11 protein-coding genes are annotated in these 15,721 nt (G+C 54.9%); 4 read left to right on the top strand and 7 right to left on the bottom strand.

The window, feature by feature from the left end:
- Positions 1 to 196 precede the first annotated feature (196 nt).
- The 7 genes from QM780_RS08530 to QM780_RS08500 all read right to left on the bottom strand — a co-directional run bounded on the left by QM780_RS08530 (position 197) and on the right by QM780_RS08500 (position 9,562).
- Positions 197 to 1,450 carry a hypothetical protein gene (locus QM780_RS08530; protein ID WP_415070050.1) on the bottom strand — a complete coding sequence of 418 codons (1,254 nt, stop codon included), beginning with the start codon at positions 1,448 to 1,450 and terminating at the stop codon, positions 197 to 199.
- A 218-nt stretch (positions 1,451 to 1,668) separates the two neighbouring features.
- Complete coding sequence (locus tag QM780_RS08525) at positions 1,669 to 3,372, bottom strand: thiamine pyrophosphate-binding protein (RefSeq protein WP_415070048.1); 1,704 nt, start codon at positions 3,370 to 3,372, stop codon at positions 1,669 to 1,671.
- A complete protein-coding gene (locus tag QM780_RS08520; RefSeq protein ID WP_415070047.1) occupies positions 3,369 to 4,322 on the bottom strand; it encodes a GNAT family N-acetyltransferase in 954 nt (317 codons plus the stop codon). The genes QM780_RS08525 and QM780_RS08520 overlap by 4 nt, the downstream gene beginning before the upstream one ends.
- Positions 4,323 to 5,311: 989 nt before the next feature.
- Positions 5,312 to 5,788 carry a GtrA family protein gene (locus QM780_RS08515; RefSeq protein WP_415070046.1) on the bottom strand — a complete coding sequence of 159 codons (477 nt, stop codon included), beginning with the start codon at positions 5,786 to 5,788 and terminating at the stop codon, positions 5,312 to 5,314.
- A gap of 1 nt (position 5,789) precedes the next feature.
- On the bottom strand, positions 5,790 to 7,007 hold the full coding sequence (locus QM780_RS08510; protein ID WP_415070045.1) for a glycosyltransferase family 2 protein: 1,218 nt from the start codon (positions 7,005 to 7,007) through the stop codon (positions 5,790 to 5,792).
- A gap of 25 nt (positions 7,008 to 7,032) precedes the next feature.
- Entirely contained in the window at positions 7,033 to 8,511 is a 1,479-nt protein-coding gene (locus QM780_RS08505; RefSeq protein ID WP_415070044.1) for a hypothetical protein, read from the bottom strand.
- 229 nt (positions 8,512 to 8,740) lie between these two features.
- The gene (locus QM780_RS08500) at positions 8,741 to 9,562 is read right to left on the bottom strand and encodes a Stf0 family sulfotransferase (protein WP_415070043.1); all 822 of its coding nucleotides are present in this window, start codon (positions 9,560 to 9,562) and stop codon (positions 8,741 to 8,743) included.
- Between the two features lie 394 nt (positions 9,563 to 9,956).
- On the opposite strand from QM780_RS08500, the gene QM780_RS08495 reads away from it, so the two are divergent.
- The 4 genes from QM780_RS08495 (at position 9,957) to QM780_RS08480 (ending at position 15,586) form a co-directional block, all read left to right on the top strand.
- On the top strand, positions 9,957 to 11,075 hold the full coding sequence (locus QM780_RS08495) for an NAD(P)/FAD-dependent oxidoreductase (protein WP_415070042.1): 1,119 nt from the start codon (positions 9,957 to 9,959) through the stop codon (positions 11,073 to 11,075).
- A gap of 105 nt (positions 11,076 to 11,180) precedes the next feature.
- A complete protein-coding gene (locus QM780_RS08490; protein ID WP_415070041.1) occupies positions 11,181 to 12,206 on the top strand; it encodes a glycosyltransferase in 1,026 nt (341 codons plus the stop codon).
- Positions 12,207 to 12,627: 421 nt separating this feature from the next.
- Positions 12,628 to 13,644: a glycosyltransferase family 2 protein gene (locus tag QM780_RS08485; protein ID WP_415070040.1), complete on the top strand. Its 1,017-nt coding sequence runs from the start codon at positions 12,628 to 12,630 to the stop codon at positions 13,642 to 13,644.
- A gap of 304 nt (positions 13,645 to 13,948) precedes the next feature.
- Positions 13,949 to 15,586, top strand: coding sequence for a polysaccharide biosynthesis/export family protein (locus QM780_RS08480; RefSeq protein WP_415070039.1), 1,638 nt, complete (start codon positions 13,949 to 13,951; stop codon positions 15,584 to 15,586).
- Positions 15,587 to 15,721 lie beyond the last annotated feature (135 nt).

Below are 15,721 nucleotides of genomic sequence, written 5' to 3'. Positions count from 1 at the left end.
TCGTGCGCCGCCATAAATCCCAGAGCCGTGACCGAGGCTTGAGGAGGGAAGGGGGCTGATGCTCCCGGCGCTCGCCGGCCCGGGTCTGCAGGAGGATGGCCGGTTTTGAGGGGATGCAGGCGCCGAAGGCGACATCTCGCCGGGGAAGTACCCTAAAACGCGGGCGCCTGATGGAGCCGCAAGGCACGCCAACGTTTCAGGTCAAGAGGTCTCTGAAATACGATCGCGGATATCGTAATCCCTGCATTTCTGAAGCGCATTCGACAAAGGCCGGGATCGGGTCATCTGAAGTCCAAACTGGGTTGGTGGCACCCTCACCATAACTTCGTATTTGTCTTTTCCATCGCGCATACTGCTCAGAAGACATTCGTCCACCCAGTCTCTGCACCGCGAGCAATAGGCGTGTTGCAAGGGGATGAACATAAGCGTTTTTGGATATCGGAGAATTTCTAAATTTTACGATTTCGCCCTTCAGCGCTTCGCGATTGCCCGTCGCCGCAAGGTATGCGAGCCACGGCAAGTCCAACCCGCGATCGCTTTCAAACGCCATATGGTTATAGAAGCGCGGGTTCAAATCGATCAGGAGCCTTTTCCCGTCTACTTCCAGAAACTCCGCATCGAAAACGCCGTAAAATCCGGTATCCCTGAACAATCTTAGCAAACCCTGCTCTATTTCGGGATCCAGGGGTGCGTGCTCGAAGATAATGCCAGGCCCTTTGCCGCGGGGTCGCTGAAGCACCTTCACGCATGCGAGCATAGCACTAACTTCGCCTGTCTCATCAACGAAGCCGTCGACCGTATAAATGCGTTCGCCTGGACAACAACGCTGCAACATTGGCAAGCGGATGCTAGGCGCTTGATCCAGAACTGTTGGGTCGTAGGCTGTTTCAGAGCACCGCCGTTCCCATGCAGCACGCAGTTCAGTGCAATTGTCTGCACGAATGCCCTTGCCTAAACCCCCAAAGATCTGAGCCCGAGGTTTGATGTAAACGGGGTACTGGATATCGTGCGCAATATCGTCGATCTTGAATTTATCGCACGGCGCATACGTATCAGGAACGTCTAGGCCAACGCGTTTAGCGTTCGATGCCAAACTGGCTTTGTCGAGAAGTGCAAGTAACGATGAGAGTGAGGGCGTATAGAGTTTATAATAACGCGCGAGTTCTGTCGCATGGCATGCCACGAGCCAAGCGATTTCATCGCTTGTTGGATAAAGCACGGATCCGGGATGTTCGGCTCCAAAGGAGAGGAGCCATTCGAGGAAGGGTTCAGCCTTCCCGAGGGTGGGACAATAAACCGACTCGGACGCATATCGCGACCAACGGGCAATTGATAAAAATCTTTGCCCGGCGACGGCAACAGATACGCCGCGGGCGCCAAGGCTTCTGACCGCTGCAAGCGTTCCAAGCCAATCGGCGTTAGCTAGGAGCGCTAATGGCATCGTGGTCATCGAGCCGATCCATGTGTGTTGGGGGATTTTTTTAGTTGGAGCGAAACGTGACGCAGCGGTTTGCAGCGGTTCTCGGAAGCGTTCTTCTACCCATATGAAGGCAATTCATGAGCAATTCGATAAAATAGGATTATCAGCGTTTTGCCATACGATTACGAGAGCAAATCATAGCCAGATAGGTCAAACGATCTATTGCTAATGGCTGATGCCGGGGTGGCTTATCTGATCCATCGCGCAAGTTTGCGCAAAAATTTTAGAACTTTAGCGCCTCTTTGCGATTTGCGCATCATTGCTTGCGCACGAACGGATGCGAAGCGCGCACTATCACCGAGCCTTACTTCTATGATTGTAACACCGGCATTCGAGATGGCTTTTCGGAGGACTGTTTCGGCATTGCCCTCAACGAGAGCGTAGCGTGCACCGACTGCGCCGGCAAAGTCTTCGAAGTTGGGATTGAGGAGAGTGACGCTGTTGGTCCAGCCGTTCGCGGACAGCTGTTCTAAGCGGATGCGTCCGAGATACCCATCATTGAACACGATAACGGTAAGGGCAATCCCTTCTCGGACAGCAGTGAGAATTTCAAGGCCCGACATGGCGAAGGACCCGTCGCCTATTACCGCGATGACCTGTCGTTCGGGTACCGCAAGTTTTGCGCCGATTGCCACCGGCAAACCGAATCCCATCGATTGATAATCGCTTGGAAAGAGCAAGCCCGCCGGCGCGAGAACATCAAAATGGCGCCTGATCATTTGTTGATGGAAGCCAGTGTCGGTGCAAACGATGGCGTTTCGCGGAAGCACTTTCCTTAGCGCGCCGATAAAATGCTTGATTGTACCCGGCGAAATTCCGCGTACCACCGGTTCGGCGGTGGGCGCGGGCTGTCTAATTCGCTTCGCCCATTCGGATATCTCCTCAGTCGTCCAAGCACTCGCTAGCTTCGATGAGGCGTTGGAAATTTGCGGCAGAACGCCTGCCACAAAGTTAGAAATACTATCTACGTACGACAGCTTTGACGGAGAGGTAGTGGCTATATTTTCCGCACTCATATCGACGCGAATGATTCGCTCGCGCGGAAGACGCATCTGGAAACTGATGGTGCCGGCAGAGCCGAGCTTGCAGCCCAGAACCAGGATCAGATCGCAGCTGTCGAGCAGCTCGTTGAGCACATCGATGTTGTTGCGCTCGCCATCGAAACAAACGGCAAGCGGATGATCCTCGGGAATTATTCCGCGTCCCGATGCCGTGCTGCAAACCGGTGATCTAAGCGCTTCGGCAAGCTTGGTGAGGGCATCAGCCGCGCTAGCCGCGCCCTGGCCCACAAGCAATATCGGACGTGTCGAAGCGATTAACGCGGAGACCGCTTCGGTCACATCAAGTGATAGCTCGTTATCATGACCGGAAACAGATTTTTGAGCGTTCGAAGTGGTTGAGGCGTCAAGTGCGGAGGGCAGCCACTCGATCATCACCGGCCCGGGCTCGCCCGTGGTTGCAAGATCTATGGCCTTCGCCACCGTTGGAAAAATATTTGCAGGGTCGTCGATGAGAAACGTATCTTTGACAAGCGGAGCGGCGACAGCCTTCTGGTCTATCGCTTGAAAAAAATGTCGGTGGTCCGTACCAGGCGCACGACCAACTATATGAAGGAGAGCAACAGAATCCTGTAGCGATTCTGCGATTGGCGTGAGCGACCAGGTGAAACCTGGACCAGGAATAGTTATCAGAGGAGCTATTCGGCCCGAAGCACGGTAGAATCCATGCGCCATGAAGCCTGCCGCCAACTCGTTGGTTGTCAGGATTGACTGAATTCCGCTACGGCGCAGAGAATCATAAAGCGCCAGATTTTGGCTGCCTGGAATTCCAAAGACGTGTGTAATGCCATGTGAGACGAGCGCCGAGCAAAGATCATCAGCACCTGTTCTCATTGCGTCTGGCTCCGAACTAAAAAGCGAAGTGTCGTCTTTGTTTGATCGAACAAAGATTTCACTTTTGAAAGCGTGCGGGAGACGGCGGTACGAGGGGCTTCCAAAACAAGGGTAGTCTCGAGGTCTCCCCCAAGCTGGCTCTTGAAGTGAGCGACGCTATTGAGACCGGCATCAGTAAGGTCAACAGCACTATAGCCCAGTCGCGAAAGTACCTGAAAAGATCGCCACCGAAGAAACGCCGTGACTCCAGTGCTCTGGTGTTCTTTGGCGGTTGCTGCAGCCGCAATGTGGCATACGGAATTTCCGCCGAGAAGAACAAGTTGGCTGGCAATGACCTCACCTGATGGCGAACGCGCTTCATGGAGATCACATAGCGAGGCATCGTTAAGTTTGCGGTAGAATTCTCGAAAGCAGTTCGGCGGCAAGTAAAGTCCATGACTGCGGCGAGTCATAATCGACGCATGAAGATCGAGAAATGCATCAAAGCTGCCGTGATCGTTGAAGTTCATGCTTTCGCGCTCGCAGCGTTTCACCAACCGCCGCAGATTTTGATCTATACGATTCCAAGCGACATCAAGGTCTCGAATGTCGACGACATAGGAATAGCGGGGATAGACCTTCCAACCCGCAGCGAGAAACGATCGCATGTCCGATAACGAGCTAGGGCTTGCGAGAATAAGCTGAGCATAGCCCATTTGTGCGATCGAAGATTGGATGGCTTGAAGAATTTTGAGCTGTCGGGCGGTTCGTTCAGACGGATAGCGGGTGTCATATCGACGTAGAATGATACCGTTGTAGTAAATGAGAGGTCGCGGATATATAAAACTTCCTAGCCTCGTCCTCTCCTCATAGAGGGCGACTCCGCCGACGAGTTCATCTCCATACCGAACGCCAAGTATTTTGAAAGTTCCGCCGGTGGCTTCGCTCAAAGCCGAGAGATACTTCGGCATGGCGTAAATTGATCCCTCCGACGAGGATACCAAAAGTTTCAGCCACTCGGCATACGACGCCTCAGATAATATCTCGCAAAGGTACTTTGACTCCATTCAGCATGCTCGCGTGCGCTTTCGCGCGAAGCCCTCTCTTGGAATTAAGCTAAGCCGAGACCAAGTTCTGTCATATTTTTTTTGTTCGCGGGAGGCTCTCGGCCCAAAATCGATCGGGAAAGCTGATCGTGGTCGGGGTAAATAAAGTCAATTTCGTACTCGTCGATGTCGTCTGTTGCCCAGGTCCTGATCGAGACTTGGCGGCGACATGAGATTGACCGTACGCGTCGCTTAACAATCGATCGATGACAACTGCCTTGCGATTTTCTCGGTTGCACATCGCCCAAAGCACATCGGATTTTCCCGTTGCCCGTTTGTCGGGCGAAAATTTTTCCCTTGGCACCTTAAATACGCGCCCGTTCAAAAGACATTATTGAGGCGCAACTGAAACGTCCAATGGGATTTTAAAACAAATCTAGGAGGAAAAAAATTTGATCGGTCTCTCGAACATCATATCCATGATGCTCTTCGAGCGACATTCCCTCGACCAAACGCAATCTCAGTAAGACGGCAAGAATATCATCGACAATCGGAGATGGCGCAGTGATCACAAGCCAGCCTCCAAGCCGAAGAAAACGGAAACAACCTTCAGCGATGCTTCGATATGAAGTGCTCGGAAAATGCTCAAGTTCAGCGAGTATCATAATATCGTTTAACGGCGCGACGCCTTGCATGTCGTCCGGGAAAAATCCCGTACCAATTGATGCCTCCCATCCGTCCCGCCAGCCGGAAGCGTTGGATCGATCCCCAAGCGTCTCTCACCGAGGTCTGGCCATGCAATGCGAACCGGTTGAGCCACCGATGTCGACGACATCACTCCAGATGGCAGAAAAGGCGCTACCATCCTAAAATGCAAGCGCTGCAGTATTTTATCCAGCCATGTCATCGCATTCTCATTTCCGATCCGATCTCTGCCAAGCAAAGATCCGCAAACGCTTATCGCGATTTCGATCTTCCGTGTGCGCCTGCGGTAGGAATATAAGTGAATGGCAAACCAGGAAGTTGACTCCGGTTGCGGCGATCGCCGTGAGAGTGAAGACTAAAAGATTCATAAAAAAACTATCCGTGATGAGGCGATGGAGAAGTAGCGAGCTTATTCCGATCGCAAGAAGTTGAAGGGCTGCATATTTGGTGAATTCGGTGACCATCGGGCCGGCGCTCCGAAACGCGAAATCTCGTTGCCCCCAGAATGCGATCGGTATTGCAGCCGCATAAACTCCAATACTGATGATTAACTTGTGCTCCGGAAGTGCTGCGACCAAAACCGACGAGAGAACGACGTAAAGACATGTTGCGGCGGCACCGACAATCAAAAAGCGCAGCATCTTTGAGCAAGTGGAGTCACTGTCTGAAAGGAAGCCGCCTGTCATTCTATTGCGCTCGCATCGGAATGTTGAGAATGCCAAACAGAAACGACGCGAATAAAGTTTGGATGCCGACAACTGCGAACGTAAGCCCCGCCGCAACCAGCCTTGGCACTAGCGGATCCGTTAACACGCCAAAATCTACGGCAGACCATTTCATGACCGCCGCGCCCAGAGAGGCACAGCCAAAAATGACGAGGCAAAGCGCAGCGATTGCTAAACGGTCGGTTTGGCACCAGGTGACAATCAAATCGCTTCGGGGGCCACGAGGTAAAACGCCCGACTTAGTAGCGAAATATCGCGCTAACGCCCCGAACATAATCATTTGTGTGCCGATGATGGAAATCAAACATGCGCCGAGAAAGGCGTTCAGATCTAAAGTCAAGAAGCTGCCAATGTGCCAAGGTCCGCGGAAGAGTACGCCACCAAGCATGGCACCCATGATTGTCAGAAGAATGCCAGGATAGAAAAACAACCACTTTGGACTATACGTCAGCAGAAACTTGAGATGACGCCAGCCGTCCCTCCAAGTTCTGAGATGTGGGGCCCGGCTTCGGCCGTCCGGGCGGAGTGTGGTTGGAACTTCTGCGATACTGAAATTTTCAAGCGCCGACTTTACGACCATCTCCGATGCGAATTCCATCCCAGTGGTTCGTAGTCCCAAACTTTGGATAGCGCTCTTCGAAAAGCCCCGCAAACCGCAATGAAAGTCCTTGATCGGAATTTGAAAGAACATTCCGCCGAGAAAACTCAACACAGGATTTCCGAGATAACGATGAAGGAAGGGCATAGCACCCGGCTCGATACCGCCGCGAAAGCGGTTGCCCATCACAAGGATGTAGCCCTGCCGAAGTTTTTCGACGAACGGTTCGAGGTTCCCAAAATCATAACTCCCGTCTGCATCGCCCATAATGATAAACTTTCCGCGCGAGGCACCAATTCCTCCCATGAGGGCAGCCCCGTATCCCTTATCAGGGACTGAGACGACGCGTGCGCCAGCGGCGATAGCCGCATCAATTGAACCATCGACGCTTCCGTTATCAGCGATTAAAATCTCTCCTTCGATTGAGGATTTCTTGAGGAAACCTATCGCCTCCTCAATGCATCCTACGATCGTCTCGCGTTCATTGAGGCACGGCATTAAAATCGTCAGCTCGACAATTCGCTGGCCGGGATCACTCTCTAATTCTACCTCAATTCCATGCGCGGCATTATCTATCGACATAAAAACAGCCTTCGAGACAAATGCGTTATTGTGTGAACTTCATCCGATTTCCTTGGGGTAATTGCTCGCAGTCTTTAGGATCGTTTGACAATAGGCCCGGACGGCCCGTCACTGCTTCGCTAAAACGAAAAATGTAATCGCCGTACGGAGCGCAATAGCGCCCGGTCTTTTGTAGCGCCGCGATAAGTGGTGCCGGCGCTTCTTGCGAGAAGTTTCCTGTACCGAGGACAACGTGCGAAAATGGAGACGAAAGTACTTGCATTACGCCGTAGGCAGTCATCGCGCCGAGGGCCGAGAGCGTTATTGGCCCGTTCAATCGTTCGTAGAGGAATTTGAGATTCACCGGCACCATAATGAGCGGGATGCAAAGCCAATATCGCAGCTCGTGGGCAATCGGAAAGAATGAGGTTCCGACGATTAGTAGTAGACACGCCAATGCCAATTGGTGTTGACGTTCGTCCTCTTTTTTCGAAGTCATAAAAATTTGAAGGACGATGATAAAAAAATTCAACGTTGCAAAAAGTGACCCCCAACCGCCTGTGCGTCCAGGGCCGCCGCGCTGTGGGATGTCGCCGCCCCAACTATCTATCGTGTACGATGGAACGACTCCACGGAGAGCCCAATCGAACTCCGTTATCGACAGGAAGAAATTTATCGGTCCGGGCAACGTTACGACCTTGTGGAATATTTGATATGTTGGTGAGGGAGATTCCGCCTTGACGTTTTCGGGGCCGGAAAACACGACGGCATTTCCAAGTTGGATCTGCGCTGGATAAAAGGGATTTTGATGCCGGACGAAATTAGATGCTACTGAAGTGCTCGCTAGAACGGTACAAGCCGCTAGCAATCCCAAAAAGTATCCTCGATATCCACGATTAAGGCCGTTATTGAATAAATAAAACAGCGCTGCAATTCCAATAATGAGATAACAACTCAGCAGCGATTGAAATTTGATATTTCCTGCCAATCCAAGACTTGCGAGCGCCACCGACGCGTGCATCCGGCTAAAGATTCCAAGCCGTAGATCTCGTAATACTGCAAATAACGCAAAAAAACCGATGGCAAGGCATAACCCGGCGGGTAAATCGAAATACGTCGATTCAAAATGTATGAATAACATCGGACACGCGAAAAAGCCGAGAATATTCCAAAATATCGGAAAATTCAGAACGTGTCTTACGTACGCGAAATAGGCGAAGCATAGAACTAGCTGAGGAACAATCGTAGCTCGCAATGAACTGGTCGCGGCCCAGAACAGTCCTTGAACCCATTCCCATGCAAGGGGAAAACCGTCCCATCTTGCCTCGGTTTTGGCGTTGAGATGGAAGCTCGCTTTTCCACCGCCAAGGTCCCACAGGCGCGCGCTGAAGGGAAGGTGATATTCCCACGCGTCCGCTTCGATTAGCGGTCTTACCACGGCTAATATCGTGGCCGATCCCAATAGCGCCATCGCCAGAGCAAAAGAAAGCTGGCGAGAGAAATTCTCACCGGAAAAGTCTCTCATGGCCTCTCTTTGAAATGGCTTTGGATGCAATAGAGAGTCCGCATGCTGACATATTCTAAAAAGGAGTTTTTTGTTCAAGCCCCCTAATTTGCCGTGATTGGCTAAAAGCTACTCGGTCAAAAGTAGTAGCACGGGAAGCAGAACTTCGAAGGCGGGATCCGGACCATCCAGTCCGTGCCCAAGCCATATTCGTCGTCAACGCCGGTAGCCTGTGGCGTACCTTCGCAAATCACCCTCTCGCTTGATCGGCGGGCTCCCAGAAGGGATCGATGTCGTCCCGGTCGCCGTATTCGGAAATGAACCGCTCGCGCCAGACGGCGTTTTCGTCGGTTCTCTGCTTCTTGAACCGGGATTTTGACAAATCGATCGTGTCGTTGAATTCGACGTTCATCAGCGACGCAATTTTCTGCACCGTTCCCGTCGGGTCGGCCATGAAGCCTTCGTAGGAAACATCGAGCGGCTGAATTCCCGTTCGGGTGAAATACATCTCCCAACGTGCATTGCGCTGACAGATTTTGCGGACGTACCCTGCGATCGCCGGGCCATCGTAATGCGTCTCTCCGACGACTGGCTCGCTCGAGCGAAATTGCCGCGTTTGGCCGGACCGCACCCACGAGATCGCCTGCCCCAATACGTCCTCGCGCCGAAAGCGAACGAAGGAGAGATTGGGCAGCTCGACGGTCCACCGCAGCGTCGGGGCAATCAGATCGTGAAGCCCGGGAAATATCTTCATCGCGTAGACGCCGTTATCCGTCGCGCCCATCGTCAGGATCCGCTCGATCTGCGCGAAACGATCCTCCGGATAGGTCGGATCGTCATACATGCGGCGCGCCTCGGTATTGAAGAACTCGCGCGGATTGCCCAGCACGCCCGTGGTTGTCAGGATATCGCAAAAAAAGTTGCTGCCGGAGCGCGGCAGCGTGCAGACGGCGTAACCCCGTTGCTGACCGTTCCGTTCAACGTGCTTCCGGCGATTGTCGATCTTTGGCGCGTTCCCCGACGTATTGCCCCCTTTTTGTCGTGGCCAAAGCGAAAATTTTGACTTCGTCAAATGCAAATTCATACTCTGCTCGCTGATGAACCCGTTGCCGGAATGCCTGCGTGACGGCTTCCCCCCCGCCCGGTGCGCAAATCGGATGAACTCCCCACCGCCTAGAGCCTTCGGGGGATGGCCAAGGCTATAAATACATCGTTCCATTTGCCTACCTCGGGAGTCAAGGCGCGCGGCGTTTTCTGGGGACAAAACATCCACGCGACGCCATGTTCTGACGAGAAAAATTCCCATCCGGATGCCAGCCGGAAATGATGAGCTCTCCGGGTCCGCCGCGATCAGCCTGCGCAACGGATTGCGCCGCTCTTTCACGATAGCTGCGAAAGCCGTTTGCAATCTCGCGCGAACCACCTGAGGTTGCCCGGGGAGGGCGGCACGCACAGCCGTTGGAAATATGTCAGTCGATATCGAAACGGTGGTCATCGGCGCCGGCGTCGTCGGATTGGCGATTGCCGCCGAACTCGCCGAGCGCGGGCAAGAAGTTCTCGTCGTCGAACGCCACCGCACATTCGGAACCGAGACGTCCTCGCGCAATTCCGAAGTCATTCATGCCGGCATCTACTATCCGGAAGGTTCTTTGCGCGCCAAACTGTGCGTGGAAGGCCGCGAACGCCTCTATGCTTTCGCCGTAAAGCATAACGTGCCGGTCAACCGCTGCGGCAAGCTCCTCGTCGCGACGACGGAAACCGAAGTCGCTCAGCTCGCCGCGATCGAAGCCAAAGCTGTCAAGAACGGCGTCCCCGATCTCAGGCGGTTGACGTCGAATGAGGTTCGCAAGCTCGAACCCGACGTCCACTGTGTCGCTGCAACATTATCGCCGTCGACCGGTATCATCGATGGTCATGCATTCATGGCGGCGCTCGAAGCCCGCGTGCTCAACGCCGGCGGCCAGATCGCATTCAATTCCGAAGTGACCGGCATATCGGTCGAGGTCGGAAACGAATTTCGTCTCATTATTCGCTCCGGCGGCGACGTTTCGGAACTGACGTCGGCGCGGCTCGTCAACGCCGCGGGCCTCGGCGCCTCGGGCATCGGCCGTATGATCGCGACCCCGAACCCGGATTACGTCGTGCCGGGGCTCTTTCCGGCCAAGGGACATTATTTCTCGCTCGCGGCGAAAGCGCCGTTCAAGCATCTGATCTATCCGATGCCGTCGCCGGATGCGCTGGGCGTGCACTTGACGCTCGATATGTCCGGCGCCGCCCGTTTCGGCCCCGACATCTACTGGCAGGACAACCTCGACTACGCCTTCGTCGATCCCGACGGGCGCCGCAAAGCCTTCGCCCGAGAAATCAAGCGCTATTGGCCGACGCTTCCCGAAGATGCCCTGATGCCGGCCTACACGGGCATTCGCCCTAAGATCTATGCCGAGGGCGCTCCCGCCGCCGACTTCGAAATTCACGGCGAGGACAAGCACGGTATCCCGGGCTTCGTCGCGCTCTACGGCATCGAAAGCCCCGGCCTGACGTCGTCGCTGGCAATTGCGGTGTACACGGCGCAATTACTCGATTGAAATTTCTGTCTTGATCGTCGCGATAAGCTAGCTTGCGCGCAAAAAAAACGCTCCAATGCGCATCACAATTGGCGCGCACCATTCTCGTTATTTTATGGGGAAAGCATGGAGCATAAGCGTCCACGGACATCAGTCGTGCTCGGAACCTATAACGGCGATCTCTATATAAGAGAACAACTGAATAGTCTGTTTGAGCAAACCATCCTTCCTTGCGAGATCATCGTTTCGGATGACGGATCTGTCGATGACACATTATCCATAGTCGACGACTTCTCTGCTCGAAGCCAGATCCCGATAAAAGTTCGTCAAAATCCGGTCAACCTGGGCTTTGGCGAGAATTTTCTACAAGCGGCGTCCTTTGCATCGGGCGAGTGGATCGCTTTTTGCGATCAAGATGATGTTTGGCGGCCTGATAAGATAGAGCGGTGTCAAGAAGCTTTGACCCGACCGGGAGTAAGGCTCGCGGTTCACGGAGCCGATCTAGTCAGTGCTGACGGCACCGTGATCGGCGGTTTCCATCAAGGAATCGAAGGCAATGCAATGCGTCCGCCGCTATCATACGGTCCGTGGGGCCTGTTCTTTGGTTTCTCCATGGTATTCGATCGCATCCTGCTTGAACTTGTATCTCCGGATGCACGCGGGATTGATTATATGGTCAGGGACATAAAACTCGCGCATGATCGTTGGATCTTCTTCCTTGCCAACTTGACAGGCGTCACCGCTGAAATCGCGGCGCCGCTCGTAAATTATCGCCAGCACGGCGGCAATTTATTTGGGGCCCCCCGTCGCAATTCGCATTACAAGACCCGTCAAAAAGTAATCGTAGAATCGGACATCTATCTGCGCTCGGCAAAAGAGCAGCGCGCGTTGGTCGACCTACTTGCTTCGTCTCCCTTGTCTGCTCAAACACTTTTCGATCGCTCGCGCGCCGAAGCGTATTGGGATGCCGTGGTCGCCCACCAACAAGCGCGCAACACTCTATACCGCGCTGGGTCACGCATCGGTGAATTTGGACAATGGCTGCGAAATCTAAGCGATCAGAAATATATAACAGTGCCGGATAATCGGTTCCAGGCAAGGGGAGCGCTGAAAGATTTGCTTTTCATCGCCACTCCTGGTCGCGGCGCTTAAGACAAATACGCCTCTCTCGTGAATAGCGTCCGAGATTTGCAATTGACGCAATGGCTCGGTGATAGGCCTTCACCGCTGACGCAGCCCGCGACACACGCATGCTCCACAATCCAAAGATCTAGCCGAGGGCACCGCAGTTGCATCGTTACCGGCCTGATGGCCTGGACGCTGCAAGACCAGAGAATTAACCATGCTGTCCGATGTCGATCGCTGGCTGTAGTGTCGCGGCGAAATCTTAGCTCGCATTTAAACTTGATCGGTTTTGGTACCGGACGGATCCGTCGATTGTAGTAGGGCGGCGAAAACGGTTGCGGCGAAAGCTTTCATTCTCCCGGACGCATATCCGGGGCAGGATGGGCGGGATGCGGTAGCCTGGCGCGCCGGGCATCGCGTTGGCGTTCAGCAGTTGAGGTAATCGTCGTTGCAGGCGTCTCCTTCGCAATTCACGACCATCGTCATGCCGGCCCTCAACGAGGAGCATTATATCGCCGAGGCGATACGATCGCTGCTGCCCGCCGACGATACGGTGGATTTCGAACTCTTGGTGCTTGACGGCGGCAGCACGGACTGTACCCGCCGCATCGTTGAAGGCATCGTAGCATCCAATTCGCGCGTGAAATTCATTCATAATCCCCGGCGCACGCAGTCTGCCGCGATGAATATCGGCGCCGAAATCTGCGATCCCAGAACCGCAATATTGCTGCGGGCTGATTGTCACGCCGTCTATCCTCCAGGTTTCGTGGAGAATTGCGTCGATGCTCTAGGTTCGGCCGCCAGTTCGTCGGTCGTGGTCTCGATGCGCGCGGTCGGTAAAACGCCGGTGCAGAAGGCGATCGCTGCCGCCCAGAATAGCAAGTTGGGCAATGGCGGCTCGCGACATCGCGGAGCGTCCCAGTCCGGCTACGTCGACCATGGCCATCACGCCGCGTTCGACCGGGCGACTTTTCGCTCGCTTGGCGGCTACGACGAAAGCGCACCCTTCAACGAGGACGCCGAGTTCGATGCCCGTCTGGCGCAGTCGGGTGGCCGTATCTATCTCGATAGCCGCTCGATCATCGATTACTTCCCGCGCTCCTCGTTCTCATCATTGGCGAAACAATACTACCGTCACGGGTGGGGACGCGCGAATACACTCGTCAAGCACGGGATGCGCCCCAAATTGCGTCAGGTTCTCCCGGTCGTCATCCTCCTGACGTTCGTCTTGGCCACCGTCGCGTGGCCGTTCGTCGGAGCGATCGCGCTCCTGCCGCCAGCAGGATATCTGGCGCTTTGCCTGACTTGGGGCGTGTTTCTGGCATTCCGTTTCCGCCAGCCGGAACTCGCGCTTGCGGGCCTGGCGGCAGTCATCATGCACCTGAGCTGGGCGGCAGGCTTTCTGCGCCGCGCTTTCGAAACAAAGAGCGAAAGATCGTTAAGACTACGGAGCGGAGAAGCTTAGCACTGGCATGCGAATTGCTGCACTGAAGCGAAAGAGACACTACGCTCTTCTAATACCGGCGCTACCCCTTTCGTAGATTAAGCGCTGGTCAACTACTTCCTCGGCGACCCAACCTTTGGATTGGTAGGGATTTTCCAGCGCCATGGTACACTTGGAAGCCCGGAGAGGTCTCTCAGGATTGAAATTCGGAATACCCTCGAATGTTGGTTCATCGGTGCCGGTCGCGTTCTAATTTCGAACGGTCAACGTGCTGAACTGGAACGAAGCGAGATTCTGGGATCGGATGCGGAGAAGGTTTAGAGTCATGAAACGTCAGTTCGGTTATCGGCCGCTGTATGCATTTCATAGCGGCGAACGCCAGGAGCGCGGTTTGGTCGCGCGCCTCCGGGAGAGACTGAACGTGTCTCGGGACACGCCTCGCGCTTTGTCGAGTCTGCAACTGAGCATTGCGGCGATGCTCGCGATTGCTGCTGTCTTTCCCGTTACCCGGGTTCTCGCAGATACGCGCCCGGTGAAGCCGGTGATCAACGGCAAGGCGAACATCGCCGACACCACCAACGACTATCGGCTCGGCGTGCGCGATCGCGTTCGCGTTCAGGTCTTCGAGTGGCGCCCGTCGCGCGACGAGGTCTATAGCTGGAACGCTCTCAACCAAGTTTACACGGTCGATCCGGCCGGCAAGATCTCGATGCCGCTCGTCGGCTCCGTCCCTGCCGAAGGCTACACGACCGAAGAACTCGGCACGATCATCTCGCGTCAGTTGATGAACCGGCTGAACCTCGCGACCCAGCCCGACACCACTGTCGAAGTGACGGACTTCCGTCCGATCTACGTAACGGGCGCTGTCGAAAAGGCCGGTGAATTTCCCTTTACCGCCGGCATGAACGTCCTGCAGGGCATCAGCCTCGGCGGCGGTCTGTTCCGCAATTCGGCGCTTGCCGGCCTTCGTCTTGAAAGAGAGTTCGTGTCGACCGTCGGCACCTATCAGGGGCTCGAGCAGGAACGCCAGCGGCTTCTCGCACGCAAAGCGCGCCTCGAAGCCGAGTTGAGCGGCGCCGATCGTATCGCGTTCCCGGTCGAGTTGCAGAACGTCAGCGCGCCGTGGGCGATTGAATTCACCTCGTCGGTGATGGCGAAGGAACAGAGCGTTTTCGATTTGCGTCGCCGTGCCAACGAAACTCAGCTCCTCGCTCTCGACCAGCTGCAGGACTCGCTTGAGCAGGAAGTCAAAACCTTAGATAAGCGCGTCGTCGTTCAGCAGAGACAGATGGATATTCTCCGCTCTGAATACGATGGCATAAAGCAGCTGAGCGATAAGGGTCTCGCAACGCAGCCGCGCGTTCTTGGTCTGCAGCGCAATTTGGCGGAGCTCGACGGCGAAAAGCTGCGCGTCGAAAGCGATCGCACGCGGGCACAGCAAGAGGTCAGCCGCACCAAAATTTCGCGCATAGAATATCAGAACAAGCGCGACAACGATGCGACAGTCGAGCTTCAGACCACCGAAGCACGCCTTGAGCAGATCGGTCAGGAAATGACCGTCAACGAGCGCTTGCTCGCCGAGACCAAGTCTCAGGCCATTGCGTCGCCGCTTCGTCTCGTTTCAGCTGCTGGGGGGGCATCTGGTAAGGACGGCTCAGCGTCGGATCTGAAGATCCATTACACGATCGCACGCCAGATCCATGGCGGCGTGATCGACATCGATGCCGACGAGAACACGCTTCTCGCCCCCGGCGACACGATCAAAGTCGAAATGACCATGCCAGCTTCAACGGGCTCCGACGGCCAGGCCCTGGATGCGATGCTACGCTCGCAGATGCCGCCTTCCGCTCCAGACGCCTCGGCAACGCGCGCGTCCAATCCGACTCCGGTTGTGCCGCAGCTTCCCGCGCCCGATCACGCGTCGATCGAGCGGATCCGGGCGGACAGCGTCTTACAGCCCTAGCGGCATGAATAAATCGCGCAAGATATTGTGCGGAGCCCGCCGGGCTCCGCACAATTGTTTTTTGCGGTGCCCGCAGGCCGCTCGGCCGAGCGCTTACATTTAAGGGATCGTTAAGACTTGGGGCACGCGGTCAAA

It is taken from the genome of Hyphomicrobium sp., assembly GCF_047600905.1.
Classification (GTDB): Bacteria; Pseudomonadota; Alphaproteobacteria; order Rhizobiales; family Hyphomicrobiaceae; genus Hyphomicrobium_B.
This window is presented reverse-complemented; position numbering and strand designations above follow the sequence as displayed.

Bases quoted from the DNA above. Each gene is read 5' to 3' on its own strand.
- QM780_RS08530 (WP_415070050.1), bottom strand. From the start codon at position 1,450: ATGACCACGATGCCATTAGCGCTCCTAGCTAACGCCGATTGGCTTGGA.
- QM780_RS08525 (WP_415070048.1), bottom strand. From the start codon at position 3,372: ATGAGAACAGGTGCTGATGATCTTTGCTCGGCGCTCGTCTCACATGGC.
- QM780_RS08520 (WP_415070047.1), bottom strand. From the start codon at position 4,322: ATGCCGAAGTATCTCTCGGCTTTGAGCGAAGCCACCGGCGGAACTTTC.
- QM780_RS08515 (WP_415070046.1), bottom strand. From the start codon at position 5,788: ATGACAGGCGGCTTCCTTTCAGACAGTGACTCCACTTGCTCAAAGATG.
- QM780_RS08510 (WP_415070045.1), bottom strand. From the start codon at position 7,007: ATGTCGATAGATAATGCCGCGCATGGAATTGAGGTAGAATTAGAGAGT.
- QM780_RS08505 (WP_415070044.1), bottom strand. From the start codon at position 8,511: ATGAGAGACTTTTCCGGTGAGAATTTCTCTCGCCAGCTTTCTTTTGCT.
- QM780_RS08495 (WP_415070042.1), top strand. From the start codon at position 9,957: ATGTCAGTCGATATCGAAACGGTGGTCATCGGCGCCGGCGTCGTCGGA.
- QM780_RS08490 (WP_415070041.1), top strand. From the start codon at position 11,181: ATGGAGCATAAGCGTCCACGGACATCAGTCGTGCTCGGAACCTATAAC.
- QM780_RS08480 (WP_415070039.1), top strand. From the start codon at position 13,949: ATGAAACGTCAGTTCGGTTATCGGCCGCTGTATGCATTTCATAGCGGC.